This is a genomic window from Lentzea rhizosphaerae, from assembly GCF_042649515.1.
In the GTDB taxonomy this organism is placed as follows: Bacteria; Actinomycetota; Actinomycetes; order Mycobacteriales; family Pseudonocardiaceae; genus Lentzea; species Lentzea aerocolonigenes.
On record NZ_JBHRZI010000051.1, the window covers coordinates 1 to 16219 of the forward strand.

Consider the following 16219-nt stretch of genomic DNA (forward strand, 5'->3'; position numbering starts at 1 on the left):
CTGTTGCCGGAAGAGAAGAAGCGGATCACGCCGAAGCGTCCGCGCGACTATCTCTGTTGGACGGTCGCCATCGCGATCGTCGGCGGTCTCGTCCACACGACGGTGACGAACGAGAACTACCAGTGGCCGGTGGTGTTCGGTTACTTCACCACCGAGGCCATTCTGGACGGTCTGGTGCTCACCCTGGTGCTGACCGTGGCCAGCATGGTGCTGGGCACACTGCTCGGGTTGGTGCTCGCGGTGATGCGGATGTCGCACCAGGCACCGATCTCCGGCCTGGCCACGCTCTACATCACGTTCTTCCGCGGCACACCCGTGCTCGTGCAACTCATCTTCTGGTTCAACATCGCGGCGCTGTACCCGAACGTCTCCATCGGCATCCCCTTCACCGACATCTCCACCCCGGTGGACGTCAACGCCCTGATGACCCCGCTCACCGCCGCGATCGTGGGCCTGACGCTGAACCAGGCCGCCTACATGGCCGAGATCATCCGCGGCGGCTTCGCCTCGGTGCACCGCGGCCAGTACGAAGCCGCGGACTCGCTCGGCATGCGCGGCTTCACCAGACTCCGGCACGTGATCATCCCCCAGACCATGCCCGCGATCATCCCCGCCACCGGCAACCAGGTGATCGGCATGCTCAAAGGAACATCCCTGGTCAGCGTCCTCGGCGTCGCCGAACTCCTCAACAGCGCACAGTCGATCTACGCCCGCACCTACCAGACCATCCCGCTGCTCATCGTGGCCAGCCTCTGGTACCTGATCATGACCCTGCTGCTGAGCGTCCCGCAGTCGATGATCGAACGCCGCTTCTCCCGCTCCACCAGGAGGCAGGCCGCAGTCGCCACCGCGACAAAGGAGTCGCTGCTGTGAAAGCCGACGGAACGATCGTCGCCCGCAAGCTCTGCAAGAGCTTCGGCAGCCACCAGGTCCTGCGCGGGATCGACCTGTCGGTCAAAGCCGGCGAGATCTCCTGCATCATCGGCCCCAGTGGGTCCGGCAAGTCGACACTTCTGCGCTGTGTCAACGGATTGGAGACCGTCGACCGCGGCGTCCTGCGAGTCAACGGCGAGGACTTCGGCTACATCGAGACAGACAACGCCTACCACGCCGTCTCCCCACAACGACTCGCCGAGCAACGCTCCCACGTCGGCATGGTCTTCCAGCAGTTCAACCTGTTCCCCAACATGACCGCCGAAAGCAACGTCATGTCCGGACCCGTGCTGGTCAAGAAAACCAGCCGCAAGGCCGCCCGTGAGCGAGCGCAGGAACTCCTGGCCCAGGTCGGTCTCGCCGGCTGCGGCCACAAGTATCCGGCCCAGCTCTCCGGCGGCCAGCAACAACGCGTCGCCATCGCCCGCGCACTCGCCATGAACCCCAGCATCATGCTCTTCGACGAACCCACCAGCGCACTCGACCCCGAACTCGTCGGCGAAGTTCTCGCCGTCATGCGCGACCTCGCCCACAACGGCATGACCATGCTCCTCGTCACCCACGAAATGGGCTTCGCCCGCGACGTCGCCGACGAAATTCTGTTCATGGACAACGGAATCGGCATCGAACGCGGCGACGCACGCGAAGTACTCGCCAACCCACGCCAAAAACGAACCCAAGAGTTCCTCGAAAGGGTGCTGTGACTGTGATCGAAAGTGCTGTGAAGGCAACGGATCGCCTCCAGGCTCTCGGTCTGGAGCTGCCCGCCCTCGGATTCGGTGCGAGCCCGCACTTCGTGAACCACCGGACAGTGGACTCGAGCATCTACATCTCGGGCCAGTTGCCCTACCGGGACGGCGTGCTGCTGGGCCAGGGCATCGTCGGCCGGGACGTCGACGTGCCTACAGCGCGCGGATTCGCCCGTCAGACAGCGCTCAACGCACTCGCCATCGCCGCGGACGCAGTGGGAGACCTGGATCGGGTCAGGATCGTGCAGATGCTGGTTTTCGTGGCCAGCACACCGGATCTGGGCGAGCAGTCACGGGTCGCCGACGCTGCCAGTGACCTCCTCGTCGAGGTACTGGGCGAGAACGGGCGGCACGCGCGCACCGCGATCGGCGTCGCGGGGCTGCCGCGCAACAGTCCGGTCGAGATCCAGATGGTCTGCACCGCGGTGTAGGTGAGGAGCGCAACGTGAGCCGGATCCAGCGAGCACTCGCCGCCCTGGCCGGGCGGATCGACACCCCGGCGCCGATCGTGCTGGTCGACGTCGTGCAGGACAACATCGACCGCATGCAGGCCTTCGCCGACCAGCGAGGTCTGCACGTCCGGCCGCACGTCAAGACGCACAAGTGCGTCGAGATCGGCAGGCGCCAGCTCGCGGCGGGAGCGGTCGGCATCACCGCGGGCAACGTCGGCGAGGCCGAGGTCTTCGCCGCGGCCGGTTTCGACGACATCTTCCTCGCCTATCCGGTCTGGCCCTCGGGAACCAAGGGCGCACGGCTGCGCAGGCTGACCGAGTCCGTCCGGCTCCGGGTCGGCGTGGACAACGTCGCCGCGATCGACGCGCTCGCCGACGCGATGGCGGGCGAACCCGAGCGGCTGGAGGTCGTGATCGAGGTGGACTGCGGCGCCCGTCGCTCCGGGGCACCGCCCGAGCTCGCGGGCGACCTCGCGCTGGCCGCCCGCCGGCGCGGCCTGGTGCCGGTGGGCGTCTTCACGTATCCGGGTCACGGCAGCGCCGGTCCGGACGCTCGCGTGCGCGCCGCGCGGGACCAGGAGACCGCGCTCGTCACCGCGGTGCGCAGCCTCACCGGTGCCGGGATCACCGCACAGGTGGTGAGTGCCGGCTCCACCCCGACCGTCGAGTTCACCGCCAGCAGCGTGATCACCGAGATCCGCCCCGGCGAGTACGTCTTCTGCGACCTGGACAACACCCGGCTCGGCGCCTGCACGGACGACCAGGTCGCACTGTTCGTCGCCACCACCGTCGTCAGCGACTGGGTCCCCGACCAGGTCATCGTCGACGCGGGCACCAAAGCCCTCAGCCGGGAAGGCAGCGCCGAACGCGGCTACGGTGGCGTCGCCGGCACGAAGGCCGTCCTGACCAAACTCAACGAGTACCACGGATTCCTCGGGCTGCCCGCCGGTGACTTCCGCCCCGGCATCGGCACCGTGCTCCCGGTGGTGCCGAACCACGTCTGCCCGGTCGTGATCAACTTCGAGGAGCTGATCGTCACCGACAGCACGGGCACGTCGCTGCAACGATGGCCGATCGACGCCCGCGGATTCCTCAGCTGACCCACAGGAGTTGCCCGACATGAGACTCGACAACGTAAAGGCCCTGGTGACCGGCGCCGGCAGCGGCATCGGCGAGGCGATCAGCTCTCACTTCCGCCGCGAGGGTGCCCGGTTGCTGCTGACCAGCCGCCGGGAACGACTCGACACCGCCCGGCCCGACGATCTGTACGTCCCCGGCGATCTCAACGACGAGTCGTTCGTCGAAGCCCTCGCCCGCCAGGCCGCAGAGTCGTTCGGCACCGTCGAGGTCGTCGTCCTCAACCACGGCCTGCAGGCGAGCAGCCCGCTCACCGAGATGTCCCGCGAGGACGCGAAGAACGTGCTCGAGAGCAATCTGCTCAGCGCGTTCCTGGTGATGAAGCACTTCGCGCCGCTGATGCCCTCCGCGGGAGGCGCGTTCGTCTGCGTCAGCTCACGGCTCGGCATGGTCGGCAAGGCGGGCGAGGTTCTGTACTCCGCGGCCAAGGGCGGTCTGATCATGCTCGCCAAGGGCGCGGCGATCGAGTGGGCCGCGCGCAACATCCGCGTCAACGTCGTCGCCCCCGGTCTGACCGTCACACCGATCATCGAGGCGTCGTTCCAGCGCAGTGCCGACCCCGAGGCCCGCCGTCGGGAGCGCGAGACCCAGATCCCGCTCCAGCGCCTCGCCACCCCGGGGGAGGTCGCCGACGCGGTGCTCTTCCTGGCGTCGTCGGAGTCGACCTACGTCACCGGAGCGGTCCTGCCGGTCGACGGCGGGTACACCGCCTTCTGACCCCTCACGCCTTCCGGGGATGGACCTCTGCCTTGCCGCTCAGTCCCGTCTGGAAGTGGGCGGCCAGCTCCTCGCGAAACTCGTCGATGTCACCCTCCAGCGCGACCGCGGCCAGCCTCTCGTGCTCGACGGCCAGCTCGCGCGGGTCGGTGTAGGTCTGGTGATCGACGCTGAGGTAGAGCCGCAGCTTGGTCTCCCAGCCGTTCCAGAGGTTCTGCAGAGCGCCGCTGCCGGAGAGGTCGTAGAAGAGCCGGTGGAAGCCGAGGTGCGCGTCGACGCTGGCCGGGATGTCGTTCTTCGCCAGGGCCTGGTGGAGGTCCTCGACGGTCCGCAGGAACCTCGACCGCTCCGGACCGCGCAGCGCCGCGTAGGCGAGCTCGGCCGCGTACGGCTCGACGAGCAGGCGGATCGCGTCGATCTCGGCGACGTCCTGAGCGCTCACCTCCGCGACGAACGCCCCGCGGTAGGGGATCTTGACGATGAGCCCCTCTTCCTCCAGCTTGGTCAGCGCCTCGCGCAGCGGGGACCGGCTGATGCCGAGGTCCGTGGCGATGTGCGCCTCACGCAGCTGCCCGCCAGGAGGCACGGTCCCGTCGAGAATCGCAGCGCGCAGGACGCGGTAGACGCCATCCGGCGTCGTCGTCCTGTCTTCGATCCAGTTGAACTTGCGGTCCATTCCCCCGCCGCCTCCCCTTTTGTCTTTTGTCGACTATACCGGCGACTCGCCAACGGGAAACGGCGCGGCCGCGGCAGGGTTGGAGAAGAGACCGGCTTCAGCGGAGTTGGGCGACGACCTCGTCGAGGGACACGGCGAGCGCCTGCGCGACGTTGGTCCAGTCGTCCTTGGCGTGAGCCAGGAGGTAGTCGCGCCGTTGTGGGACACGCTGCGCGCGCCAGTTCGTGATCAGCGCGCGCAGCGTGAGCCGGGCCAGTGCGGCGACGGGCAGGAGTGCGAGTTCCGAGTCCTTGACGGGCCGGGCGCGCTCGTAGCCCTTCAGGAAGCTGCAGGCGTCCTGCCAGGGGTTCTCGCGGCCGCGGCCCAGCAGGTTGGCCATGGGCACAGCGGGGTCGAAGATCAGCGCGCTGCGCACGGTGTCACCGAAGTCGATGACGCCGGTCACGAACGGCTCACCGTGCGGGTTCACGACCACGTTGTACGGGCTGTAGTCACCGTGGATCACCTGTGTTTCCAGGTGGTCCAGGCGCGGCACGACGACCTCGCCGAACAGCCGGGAGACTTCGTCGGCCAGCCGGCGGTGCCCGGCGTCCGGCGTGTGCGCAACCAGCCCGGTCAGGTGGTGGAAGTGCTTGACGTCCCACGCCAGCCCCCGCCCGTCGGCGCGATGCGCGAATCCGGCGAGTGCCACGTCGACGCGGCCCAGCATCTCTCCCGCCGCGGCGAGCTGCCGCGCGTCCCGGTCCGCCCCGGCCCAGACCGGGCCGCTGACGAAGCCGAACACCCGCAGGATTCGCGCTCCGCCGAGGGCCACGCTGTCGTCCCCGCCGACGGTCAGCCGCACGCGCTGGACCGGCAGCTCGGGAGCGGTGTCCTCGAGAAACCGCATCGCGGCGGTCTGCAGGTCGACGACGCTCTCGTCCTCGCCCGGCGGCGACACCTTCACGAGGTGGTCACCGGAGCCGGTCGTGAGCCGGAACGTGTCGTCCTTCTCCGTCGCCAGCCGCTCGAGCCGCCCGCGCAGCCGGTAGTGCTGATCGAGAAGCGTCTCCACCAGCGTCACGTCGACGGGATCGTGGGCCGACGCCAGTCCACTGTCGACCATGAGGCGCCTGCCGGGGTCTGCCGGCGATGAGATGGTCACGGTGCGTCCTTCGGTCATCCGCTACAGCCGGTCCTGCGCGACCTGGGCGAAGGTCTCCAGGAACCGTGTCACGTCGGCGGCGTTGAAGGCCAGCGGAGGGCGGATCTTCAGCACGTTCGCCCCGCGCGCGGTACCGCTGATGAGCACCCGCCGGTCACGCAGATCGTTGATGACGTCCTCGGCGAGCACGCGGTCGGGCTCCCGCGTCTCCCGGTCCTTCACGAGCTCGATCCCGACGTAGAGACCGCTGCCGCGGACTTCGGCGACGTACGGCGACGCCCGCGTGATCTCCTCGAGCCCGGCGCGCAGGGCCCTGCCGTTCTCGAGAACGCGCTGCTGCACGTTCTCCTGCTCGAAGACGTCCAGCACCGCGGCGGCCGCCGCCACCGGGATCGAACTGCCACCGAAGGTGTTGAAGTACCGCACACTCCGCCCGAACTCGTCGGAGACCTCCGGGCGGAAGACCACACCGGAGACCGGCAGCCCGTTGCCCATCGGCTTGCCCATGGTCACGATGTCCGGCACCACGCCGTGGCGCGCGAAGCCCCACATGGACTCCCCGAGCCGGGCGAACCCGGACTGCACCTCGTCGGCGATGTAGACACCGCCGGCCGCGTGCACCTCCTCGATCATCGCTTTCAGGTAGCCGACCGGGTCGGTGAAGATCCCGTCGCTGCTGTACGCCCCGTCCGTGACCAGGGCGGCGAGCCGGTAACCGTGGCGTTCCAGGTCGTCGATCGCGCCACGCACCTGCGCACGCATGTGGTCGGCCAGCGTCGACCCCGGCGCGACGAGCCGCGGGTCGGGCGGGTCGATCAGCCTGACGTTCGGCCCCAGCGGAGATCCTGTGCCCAGGGTCGGCGAGAAGCTCGCGACCTCACGCGTGATGCCGTGGTAGGCCCAGCGGGTCACGATGATGCCCTCACCGCCGGTGTGGAACCTGGCGACGCGCATCGCGAGGTCGTTGGCCTCCGAGCCGCTGCACGCCACGCTCAGCTTCGACAACTCCGCGGGAAAGGTCGCGAGCAGCCGTTCCGCGTAGTCCACCAGCGAGTCCTGGACGTAGCGGGTGTTGATGTTGACCGCCGACATCTGCCGAGTGACGGCCTCCACCACGTGCGGGTGCGCGTGCCCGACGCACGGGACGTTGTTGTAGGCGTCGAGGTAGTCGTTGCCGTCCCGGTCGGTCAGGTGAGCGCCGTGACCGGAGACGAACTCGACCGGTGTGCGGTAGATGAGCGTGTAGCCGGGTCCCAGCACCTCGGTCCGGCGCCGGATCGTGTCCTGGAGACGGTCGGGGAGCGCATCCAGCACGGCCGGGTCGAAGCGGTTCGGGTAGTTGGCGATCGCCCGGCTCAGTGTCGAAGTCATCGGCCGTCACTTTCGGTCTGGTTCCGCCGGAGTCTCCTCCGCTGGTGATCTCACCGTACCATTCTTTGTTCCAGTTCCAAACTGAAACTTTATAGGCGGGGTCGCTCCCAGAGAAGGACAAGCGGCCGGATCAGAACGCGGGCGCGGGCTGCTGCTCCGCACGCGGCGCTTGACGACGTGCGTCGAGCAGGGCCTCCCGCAATCGGGCCTGAGCCAGCGTCAAGCACGAGTGCACCGCGCCACGCGCGGTCGACAGCCCGAGCACCTGCGTCGCGACCGCGATCCGGGGAACAGCGGGAAGACGCTCCTCAAGGCGCCTGCGCACCTCGGGCAGGACCTCCTCGACCAGCGTGCTCAGCCTGCCCACGAAGAAGATCGACTCCGGGTCCAGGGTCACGACGACGACCGTCACAGCCGTCACCAACGCCGTGGTGAACGCCTCCACCACCGCCGCGCGCCCCTCGTCGTGGCGCGTCTCTGTCCAGAGGTCGTCGACGCGCCCCAGCCCCAGCCCCTGCTCACGCGCGAACGCGAGCAGGCCTCCCGTGCTGAGCAGACCTTCGAGAGGTTTGCCGGGCACTCCGGAGAAGAGCACTCCGACGTCACCGAACGAGGGAGTGCTCCCGCGAGCCAGCTCGTGATCGGTGCAGCAGGCGAAGCTGAGCATGCTGCTGACGCTGAAGAGCGCGGCGTTCCTGATCGTGACGTCGTCGGCGAGGATGCCCAGCAAAGACGCGTTCGCGTCGCTGTCGAGCAGCACCGGAGCGCCGACCAGGTCCGCCAGCGCACGTTGCAGACCGGAACCGGCGAGGTAGGCCATCGACTCCGCGGGGCCGAAGATCTCAGCACCGTCGCGGACCCGGCCGGGCACGGCCACGACGACCTGACGCAGCGGCCCTTCCGCGGGCTGACTGGCGCCGGCGATCAGGCCGGCCAGCCAGGCGGCGGCCTTGCCGGCGTCGTCGTGGCTCGCGGTGGGAACGATCACGTGCTGGATCTCGCGTCCCCTCAGGTCGGTCGCGAGAACACCGGTGGTCTGTGCACCGAAGCTCACGCCGACGACGTGCCCGGTGGTGCCGGGGACGTCCAGGTAGGTGGACGGCCGGCCACGACCGGCGATCGCGTCGACCCCGCGGTCGACGACGAAGCCGTCGGCCCGCAGCTCCTCCACCGCCCTGGACACCGTCGCCTTGCTCAGCCCGGTCAGCTCGATGAGCTTGTTGCGCGTCAAGGGCGCCTGGGCGAGAACGACGTCGAGGACCGATGCCTTGTTGTAGTCGCGCGTGGTCGGGTTGATCGTCACCAGGGTGACCATAGCAAAGGTTTCAGGTTGAAACTGGAACAAAGGGGCTCGTGTTCGGCAGGACCTCAGGTGGTGGCCGGGCCGCAGCCCGCCACCACCTCTGGCCGCAACAGGTCGGCCAGACTCTGCGCCGGCAGCAAACCCTTCTCCAGCACGAGTTCCGCCACTCCCCTGCCGGTGACGAGCGCTTCCTTGGCGATGTCGGTCGCAGCGGCGTACCCGATGTACGGGTTGAGCGCGGTGACCAACCCGATCGAGTTCTCGACGGACGCCCGCAGCACCTCGGTGTTGGCGGTGATGCCGTCCACACAACGCTCGGCCAAAGTGAGACAAGCCGCGCGCAGGTGCGTGATCGACTCCGACAGCGAGTGCAGGATGATCGGCTCGAAGGCGTTGAGCTGGAGCTGTCCGGCTTCGGCCGCCATGGTGATGGTGACGTCGTTGCCGATGACCTCGAAGGCGACCTGGTTGACGACCTCGGGGATGACCGGGTTGACCTTGCCCGGCATGATCGACGAACCGGCCTGCACGGGCGGCAGGTTGATCTCGCCGAAGCCGGCGCGCGGGCCGGACGACAGCAGGCGCAGGTCGTTGCACGTCTTCGACAGCTTCACGGCGATCCGCTTCAGCACACCGGACATCTGCACGAACGCGCCGCAGTCCTGGGTGGCCTCGACCAGGTTCACGGCCGTCACCAGCTCCAGCCCGGTGATCTCGGTGAGGTACCGGCGCGCGGCCTCGGCATAACCCGGCGCCGCGTTGAGGCCGGTGCCGATCGCGGTGGCGCCCAGGTTGATCTCGTGGATCAGCAGGACCGCCTCGGCGAGCCGGGCGCGGTCCTCGTCGAGCATCACGGCGTAGGTGGAGAACTCCTGCCCGAGCGTCATGGGCACCGCGTCCTGCAGCTGCGTGCGGCCCATCTTCAGCACGTCGCGGAACTCGACTGCCTTGCGGGCGAAGGCTTCCTGCAAAACTGACATCGCGTCGAGCAGGCCGCGCACGGCGAAGATCGTCGCGATCCGCACGGCCGTCGGGTAGACGTCGTTCGTGGACTGACCGAGGTTGACGTCCTCGTTGGGGTGCAGGAAAGAGTACTGGCCCTTCGAGTGGCCGAGCAGCTCCAGCGCGCGGTTCGCCACGACCTCGTTGACGTTCATGTTGGTCGAGGTGCCGGCGCCGCCCTGGATGACGTCCACGACGAACTGGTCGAGCAGCTTGCCCGCCCGGATCTCGCGGCAGGCCTCGGCGATCGCGGCGGCCTTCGCCGAGTCGAGCAGCCCGAGCTCGGAGTTGGCGAGCGCGGCGGCTTCCTTGACCGCGGCGAGTGCCTCGACCAGGTGCGGGTAGGCGGAGATCGACGTGCCGGTGATCGGGAAGTTCTCGGTGGCGCGCAACGTGTGGACGCCCCAGTAGGCGTCGGCGGGCACGTCGCGGTCGCCGAGCAGGTCGTGCTCTCTTCGGGAGTCTGCGGCAGTCATGGCAGTCCTTCGGGAGGAGGGCCTTCCGCGACGGGAGGGCGGTCGCGGAAGGCCCAGCGGTGTCAGCTCCAGCGGTCCTTGGCCTTGTAGTAGGCACCCCCGAAGGGCAGGAACCACGCGGTGCCGTTGTAGAACGGGACGGGGACCTTCGGGAAACCGAGGCCGCGCAACGGGTTGGCCTCCGGTTTGCCGTCCATCATCTCGGCGACCGCCCGGCCCATGTACGTGGCCATCTGGACGCCGTGGCCGCAGTAGCCCATGGAGTAGTACAGGCCGTCGATCTCCCCCGCGTGCGGGATGCGATCCCAGGAGAAGCCGACCATGCCGCCCCACACGTAGTCGATCCGCGCCCCCGCCAGCTGCGGGAAGATCTCCGTCATCTCCCGCTTGAGGATGTCGCCGCTCTTGAGGTCCGAGGCCGGGTTGGACGGGGCGAACCGGGCCCTGCCGCCGAACGCGAGGCGGTTGTCCGGCGTGAGGCGGACGTAGTGGCCGACGTTCTTGTGGGCGACCAGCAGGCGGCCGTTCGGGATGAGCTCCTTGGCGCGCGCCTCCCCCAGCGGCTCGGTGACGATGATGAAGCTGCCGACGTTGATCAGCCGCTTGCGGAACCACGGCATCGACTTGTCGGAGTAGGCGTCCGTCGCAGCCATGACCTGCTTGGCGCGGATGGTGCCGTGCATCGTCTCCACCACGAAGCCGCCGCCGGGAAGGCGGGTGAGTCCGGTCGCGGCGTTGCGCTCGTGGATCTCGGCGCCCGCCCGCTCGGCGGCGTCCGCCAGGCCACCGACGAACTTGCCCACGTGCAGACCCGCGCTGAGCGGGTCGAGCAGAGCGCCGTGGTAGTAGTCCGAGCCGATCTCGGCCCGCAGGTCGCTCTTGCTCAGCACGACCGTCTCGTGACCGAAGTTCTCGGCCAGTTCGCGCTGCTTGGCCTGCAGGTGCTCGAAGTGCTTGGGTTTGCAGGCCAGGCCGAGGCGCCCGGCGCGGGTGAAGTCGCAGTCGATCTGCTCCCTCAGCGTCAGGTCCTCGACGAGGTCCACGGCGTCGCGGAAGGCGTTGTACAGCTCGAGAGCTCGTTCCTGGCCGTACCGCTTGCGTGCCTCACCGGGCGGGATCGTGATGCCCTGCGTGCACATGCTGCCGTTGCGGCCGGATGCACCGGCACCGATCTGGTCCTTCTCGACCAGCACCACCGACGCGCCCTTGCGTGCCGCGTGGTAGGCGGTCGACAGGCCGGTGAGGCCGCCGCCGATGACCACCACGTCCGCGCTCTCGGGAAGTGGCTTGCCCGAGCGGTCGGGTCGTCGCGGGGCGGTGTCGAGCCAGTAGGGGATCTGTTTCATGGCGGCGGTTCCTCGTCTCAGCAGCCGAGCAGGGCGGGCAGCCCGGACAGGTCGGGCAGCTCGTCGTAGGGCTGGTAGTCGCTGCTGCCGCGACGGCCGTAGCGGTTGATCCACACGCGGCGCTGCAGACCGAGGTCCCTGGTGGGGATGTGGTCGTACTCCCAGCCCTGCGCGACGTGGATCACCTGGCTCGGGTCGACGTCCATGGTCTGGAAGGCGTACTCGAACGTCTGCAGGTCCGGCTTGTACGCCTTGGCCTGCTGCGCGGTGATCACGTAGTCGAACTCGACGCCGATGTTCTCGACGTTGCGCGCGATGAGGTTGTCGTCGGTGTTGGAGATGATCGCGATCTCGTACTTCTTCTTCAGCGCCCGCAACGCGTCGGGCACCTCGGGCCAGGGCCCGAAGGTCGGAACGGCCTCGACGAGCGCGTCGCCGTCGGACTCGCGGTACTCCAGGCCGTGCAGCCGCATGGCGTTGCGCAGGCTGGAGTGCAGGACCTCGTGGTAGGGCCGGTAGGCCTCCAGGACCGCCTGGAAGCGCATGACCCGGAAGTCGTCCAGGAACTCGTCGACGTCCAGTCCGTCCAGGTCCAGCCGGTCGGCCAGCACCTTCAGGGTGGTCGGCGCGAGCTCGAAGTTGATCAGTGTCGCGTAGGCGTCGAAGGTGACGATCTGACGCATGGTGTCCGATCCTCTGTCTCAGACCACCCGGTCGCCGGGGGTCACGATCTCGTCGAGTGCGGCCAGGTCGGCCTCGGTGGGGATCCAGCCGGCCGCCGCCGCGTTGGCGGTGACCTGCCGCGGGGTCATCTGTCGTTCCCGAACCCGATGCAGACGTTCTTGGTCTGCGTGTAGCTGTCCAGCCCTTCCAGGCCCTTCTCGCGGCCCCAGCCGCTGTGCTTGTAGCCGCCGAACGGCAGCTCCACACCGGTGCCGACACCGGTGGCGTTGACGTTGACCTGGCCCGCGCGGATGCCCTGAGCCATCCGCAGTGCCTTGTCGATGTCCCGCGTCCACACGTACGACGAGAGGCCGAACGGGCTGTCGTTGGCGATCTCCAGCGCGTCGTCGACGTCGTCGAACTCGATGACGGTCACGACGGGCCCGAAGATCTCCTCGCGGGCCACCCTGTTCTGGTTGGTCAGTCCGGAAAGGATGGTCGGTGCGACGTAGTAGCCGCGGCGCAGCAACAGGTCCTCGGGGGCGCCGCCGCCGGCACGCACGGTCGCACCCTCCTCGCGGGCGACGTCCAGGTACCCCAGCACCTTGTCGCGCTGGCGTGCCGAGACGAGCGGCCCGACGTCGGGGTCGGTGAGTCCGGGGCCCACGCGCAGCGCGTTCGCGTGGGCCGCCAGCCGGTCCAGGAACTCCTCGGCACCGCGCTGCAGCAGCAGCCGGGTTCCGGCCGAGCAGGTCTGGCCCGCGTTTCCGAACGCCGAGGCCGCGACGGCACCCAGCGCCAGGTCGAAGTCGGCGTCGGCGAACACGACGACCGGCGACTTGCCGCCCAGCTCGACGACCGACGGCACCACGTTCTCGGCGGCGGCCTGGGCGACCTTGATCCCGGTCGCCACCGACCCGGTGAACGTCACCTGGTCGATGCCGGAATGCCCGGCCAGCGCCGCACCGGTCTCGCCGTCGCCGGGCACGACGTTGAGCACGCCCGGTGGCAGACCGCACTCCAGTGCGATCCGGCCGATCTCCAGCGGCGTCAGCGGTGCTTCCGGTGACGGCTTGAGCACCACCGTGCAGCCGGCCGCGAGCGCGGGCGCGCTGCCCCGCGCGGTGTTCTGCAGCGGGTAGTTGAACGGGATGATCTGCCCGGACACGCCGATCGGTTCGCGCACGGTGTAGTCGATCAGCCCCGGTCCCAGTGGGATGGTGGAGCCGCCGAGCTTGTCCGCGAAGCCCGCGTAGAACTCGAAGTACCGCGCGGCGGCTTCGACGTCGGCCCTGGCCTGCTTCAGCGGCTTGCCCACGTCGAGGCTTTCCAGCCGTGCCAGCCTTTCGACGTCGGCCCTGATCGCCTCGGCGATCCGATTCAGCAGCCGGCCGCGGTCCGCGGCACGCATGCCCGCCCATTCGGGAGCCGTGAACGCGGCACGGGCGGCGGCGACCGCGGCGTCCACGTCCTCCTTGCCAGCCAACGACACCTCGGCGATCGGGTCACCCAGCGACGGGTCCACGACGGTGAAGGTGCGACCGTCGGCCGCGGGTACCCGCTTGCCGTCGATCAGCAGCTCGGTGACGTTCACGGCTTGATCTCCCCTTCGACCGCACCGAAGATCACGACCTCGTCACCGGGACGCACGGTGCGGATGCGGCGCACCCACAGCACGATCCCGTCCCAGTCGGCACGAACCTCTTCGAGCGTGTTGCCGTAGTGGTCCACGATCTGGCCGATCAGATCGCCTTCCTCGCAGGTGTCGCCCGGCTCGGAGTGGCTGACGAAGAAGCCGCCGGCGCTGGAGCGGGCGAACGTGCCGGAGACGGCCGTGTAGACGTCCCGCAGCTCCACCTCGCCGTCGATCATCTTGAGGCTGCGCAGGATGTTGCGGATCGAGTTCAGGTGGCGCTCGACGTTGGCCTCGCGGTACGTCGCGCCACCGCACTCGATGGTGATGGCGGGCTTGCCGGCCTCGAGCACGGGGTGGCGGACCGTGCCGCCCCACTTGCCGCCCTTCCAGACCAGCTCGTGCCCGGCGGCGAGAGCGATGTCCGTCGCCAGGTCCTCGTAACCGCCCTGGAGGATGACCAGCGGGGCGATCTCGCCGTAGGCGCCACCGGTGTGCAGGTCGACCACGGCGTCGACGACGGGGACGACCTTCTCGACGAACGTGGCGGCGAGGCGCTGCGAGTAGGAGCCCTCGGGGTCGCCGGGGAAGATGCGGTTGAGGTTCAGGTGGTCGATGCCGCTCGCGCGGGCGGCCGCCTCGAACGCCGGGGTGTTCATGCACGGGATGCCGACGACGGTGCCGCGCAGGGTGGCAGGGTCGAGTTCGGCGAGCGCCCGCCGGATGGCCTCCTGGCCGTCGTACTCGTCGCCGTGCACGCCCGCGTCCACGCACAGCACCGGGCCGTCCTCTGCGCCGTTGACGACGATCAGCGGAATGCCGAGCTCCACGCCGTAGCTGCTGGTGCCGACCGGGATGAGGCCCTGAGCTCGCTCACCCGCGGCGACGGTCAGCGGACCGATGGAGTACATGTGGGTTCCTTCCCGAACAGGTGGTTCAGATGCGGTGCGGTCGCCGTCTTGTTTGCGTCCATCCGCCATCTACAGCACCCTTTCCAGAAACTCCTGGGTGCGCTTCTCGCGGGGGTTGGCCAGCACCTCACGCGCGTCGCCGCGTTCGACGGCGACTCCACCGTCCATGAACAGCACCTCGTCGGCCACGTCGCGGGCGAACCCCATCTCGTGGGTGACGACGAGCATGGTCATGCCGTGGTGGGCGAGGTCGCGCATGACGGCGAGGACCTCACCGACGAGCTCCGGATCCAGTGCGCTGGTGGGTTCGTCGAACAGCATGATGCTCGGCTCCATCGCGAGGGCTCGGGCGATGGCGACACGTTGCTGCTGACCGCCGGACAGCTGGGCGGGATATTTGTGGCCACAGCCGGCGAGCCCGACCTGGGCCAGCAGTTTCTGGGCCTGTTCCCTGGCGACCTTGCGGCTGATCTTCTTGACCAGTACCGGCCCGGACATGACGTTCGCCTCGGCGGTCATGTTGGGGAACAGGTTGAACTGCTGGAACACCATGCCGATGCGGGAACGCTGCTCGGCCAGCCGTTGCGGAGGCAGGGCGTGGTAGGCACGCTCGTTCTCGACGTAGCCGAAGTCCTCGCCGTTGACCCGCAGGACGCCTCGGTCGAGGGTCTCCAACCCGTTGACACAGCGCAGAAGTGTCGACTTGCCGGAGCCGCTGGGCCCGATGATGCAGGAGATCTCGCCGGCCTCGACCGACAGGTCGATCCCGCGCAGGACCTCGTGACTTCCGAAGCTCTTGTACAACTGGCGTGCCACGATCGTTCCGTCGGCTTTCACAGCAACGACTCCTTCGTGGCGACGGCCACCGGGGCGGGCCTGCGGGTCGAGCGGGAGAAGCGGCGCTCGATCATCGACTGCGGCACGCTCAGCGCCATCGTCATGATCAGGTACCAGAGGCTCGCCACGATCAGCAGTGGGATCGTCTGGTAGGTGCGGGCGTAGATCGACTGTGCGCTGTTGAGCAGTTCCGCCACGCCGAGCACGCTCACCAGCGACGTCTCCTTGAGCATGCCGATCACCTGGTTGCCGGTGGCGGGGATGATCGCGGGCATGGTCTGCGGGATGATCACGTGCCGGAGTCTGGTGAAGCCGCTCATTCCCAAGGAGTCCGCGGCTTCGTACTGGCCGCGGTGCACCGAGGCGAACCCACCGCGGATGATCTCCGCCATGTACGCGGCCTGGTTCAGCGTCAGCCCCACGACGGCCGCGGTCAGCGGGGTCATCAGGGCGTTGACGTCCACCGGCGTGGAGATGTCGGTGAAGGGGATGCCGATGGAGACGTTCGGGTACAGCGCCGCGATGTTGAACCAGAAGATCAGCTGCACCAGCACAGGTGTGCCGCGGAAGAACGTGATGTAGAGCCGGGCCAGACCGGAGATCGGTGCCTGGTGCGACATCCGCATCACCGCGAGCACCAACCCGAGCAGTGTGCCCAGCACCATGCTGGCCACGGTCAGCACCAGAGTGAGCACCAGACCGTCCAGAATGGCCTCGGTGGTGAAGTAACCGAACACCACCGGCCACTGGTAGTTCTCGTTCGTCACCGTCGTGTGGACGAGACCGCCGACGATCGCGATGGCGACCGCCCAACAGAGATAGTCGCGCGGACGCTTCGGCGTGATCCGCTTCTTCTCTTCCGGCAACAG

At 68.5% G+C, this 16219-nt stretch carries 16 protein-coding genes; 5 read left to right on the plus strand and 11 right to left on the minus strand.

Features of this window, described 5'->3' with window-relative positions; translation table 11 throughout:
* The 5 genes from ACFOWZ_RS43365 to ACFOWZ_RS43385 form a co-directional block, all read left to right on the plus strand.
* The coding region (locus ACFOWZ_RS43365; protein ID WP_382379823.1) for an amino acid ABC transporter permease at positions 1-873 on the plus strand (873 nt) is incomplete at its 5' end.
* The gene (locus ACFOWZ_RS43370; RefSeq protein ID WP_382379824.1) at positions 870-1637 is read left to right on the plus strand and encodes an amino acid ABC transporter ATP-binding protein; all 768 of its coding nucleotides are present in this window, start codon (positions 870-872) and stop codon (positions 1635-1637) included. The genes ACFOWZ_RS43365 and ACFOWZ_RS43370, both read left to right, overlap by 4 nt.
* A 2-nt stretch (positions 1638-1639) precedes the next feature.
* The gene (locus tag ACFOWZ_RS43375; RefSeq protein ID WP_382379825.1) at positions 1640-2113 is read left to right on the plus strand and encodes a RidA family protein; all 474 of its coding nucleotides are present in this window, start codon (positions 1640-1642) and stop codon (positions 2111-2113) included.
* Between the two features lie 14 nt (positions 2114-2127).
* On the plus strand, positions 2128-3234 hold the full coding sequence (locus ACFOWZ_RS43380; protein WP_382379826.1) for an alanine racemase: 1107 nt from the start codon (positions 2128-2130) through the stop codon (positions 3232-3234).
* Positions 3235-3253: 19 nt separating this feature from the next.
* Positions 3254-3988: an SDR family NAD(P)-dependent oxidoreductase gene (locus ACFOWZ_RS43385; RefSeq protein WP_382379827.1), complete on the plus strand. Its 735-nt coding sequence runs from the start codon at positions 3254-3256 to the stop codon at positions 3986-3988.
* Positions 3989-3992: 4 nt separating this feature from the next.
* Here ACFOWZ_RS43385 and ACFOWZ_RS43390 read toward each other — a convergent pair whose 3' ends face one another.
* From ACFOWZ_RS43390 to ACFOWZ_RS43440, 11 genes are all read right to left on the minus strand, one after another.
* Positions 3993-4664 carry a GntR family transcriptional regulator gene (locus ACFOWZ_RS43390; RefSeq protein WP_382379828.1) on the minus strand — a complete coding sequence of 224 codons (672 nt, stop codon included), beginning with the start codon at positions 4662-4664 and terminating at the stop codon, positions 3993-3995.
* Positions 4665-4761: 97 nt separating this feature from the next.
* The gene (locus tag ACFOWZ_RS43395) at positions 4762-5808 is read right to left on the minus strand and encodes a phosphotransferase (RefSeq protein ID WP_382379829.1); all 1047 of its coding nucleotides are present in this window, start codon (positions 5806-5808) and stop codon (positions 4762-4764) included.
* A 21-nt stretch (positions 5809-5829) separates the two neighbouring features.
* Positions 5830-7179 carry an aspartate aminotransferase family protein gene (locus ACFOWZ_RS43400; protein WP_382379830.1) on the minus strand — a complete coding sequence of 450 codons (1350 nt, stop codon included), beginning with the start codon at positions 7177-7179 and terminating at the stop codon, positions 5830-5832.
* A gap of 130 nt (positions 7180-7309) precedes the next feature.
* Positions 7310-8482, minus strand: coding sequence for an ROK family transcriptional regulator (locus tag ACFOWZ_RS43405; protein WP_382379831.1), 1173 nt, complete (start codon positions 8480-8482; stop codon positions 7310-7312).
* A 65-nt stretch (positions 8483-8547) separates the two neighbouring features.
* On the minus strand, positions 8548-9960 hold the full coding sequence (gene aspA / locus ACFOWZ_RS43410; RefSeq protein ID WP_382379832.1) for an aspartate ammonia-lyase: 1413 nt from the start codon (positions 9958-9960) through the stop codon (positions 8548-8550).
* Positions 9961-10022: 62 nt separating this feature from the next.
* On the minus strand, positions 10023-11306 hold the full coding sequence (locus tag ACFOWZ_RS43415) for an NAD(P)/FAD-dependent oxidoreductase (protein WP_382379833.1): 1284 nt from the start codon (positions 11304-11306) through the stop codon (positions 10023-10025).
* Positions 11307-11323: 17 nt separating this feature from the next.
* Entirely contained in the window at positions 11324-11989 is a 666-nt protein-coding gene (locus ACFOWZ_RS43420; protein WP_382379834.1) for a haloacid dehalogenase type II, read from the minus strand.
* Between the two features lie 125 nt (positions 11990-12114).
* The gene (locus ACFOWZ_RS43425; RefSeq protein WP_382379835.1) at positions 12115-13563 is read right to left on the minus strand and encodes an aldehyde dehydrogenase family protein; all 1449 of its coding nucleotides are present in this window, start codon (positions 13561-13563) and stop codon (positions 12115-12117) included.
* Complete coding sequence (locus tag ACFOWZ_RS43430; RefSeq protein ID WP_382379836.1) at positions 13560-14513, minus strand: succinylglutamate desuccinylase/aspartoacylase family protein; 954 nt, start codon at positions 14511-14513, stop codon at positions 13560-13562. The genes ACFOWZ_RS43425 and ACFOWZ_RS43430 overlap by 4 nt, the downstream gene beginning before the upstream one ends.
* Before the next feature lie 69 nt (positions 14514-14582).
* Positions 14583-15350 carry an amino acid ABC transporter ATP-binding protein gene (locus ACFOWZ_RS43435; RefSeq protein ID WP_382379837.1) on the minus strand — a complete coding sequence of 256 codons (768 nt, stop codon included), beginning with the start codon at positions 15348-15350 and terminating at the stop codon, positions 14583-14585.
* Positions 15347-16219, minus strand: an 873-nt coding sequence (locus ACFOWZ_RS43440) for an amino acid ABC transporter permease (RefSeq protein ID WP_382379838.1), incomplete at its 5' end; no start/stop codon positions are given. The genes ACFOWZ_RS43440 and ACFOWZ_RS43435, both read right to left, overlap by 4 nt.

Bases quoted from the DNA above. Each gene is read 5' to 3' on its own strand.
- ACFOWZ_RS43385 (WP_382379827.1), top strand. From the start codon at position 3,254: ATGAGACTCGACAACGTAAAGGCCCTGGTGACCGGCGCCGGCAGCGGC.
- ACFOWZ_RS43390 (WP_382379828.1), bottom strand. From the start codon at position 4,664: ATGGACCGCAAGTTCAACTGGATCGAAGACAGGACGACGACGCCGGAT.
- ACFOWZ_RS43400 (WP_382379830.1), bottom strand. From the start codon at position 7,179: ATGACTTCGACACTGAGCCGGGCGATCGCCAACTACCCGAACCGCTTC.
- ACFOWZ_RS43430 (WP_382379836.1), bottom strand. From the start codon at position 14,513: ATGTACTCCATCGGTCCGCTGACCGTCGCCGCGGGTGAGCGAGCTCAG.
- ACFOWZ_RS43415 (WP_382379833.1), bottom strand. From the start codon at position 11,306: ATGAAACAGATCCCCTACTGGCTCGACACCGCCCCGCGACGACCCGAC.
- ACFOWZ_RS43420 (WP_382379834.1), bottom strand. From the start codon at position 11,989: ATGCGTCAGATCGTCACCTTCGACGCCTACGCGACACTGATCAACTTC.
- aspA (WP_382379832.1), bottom strand. From the start codon at position 9,960: ATGACTGCCGCAGACTCCCGAAGAGAGCACGACCTGCTCGGCGACCGC.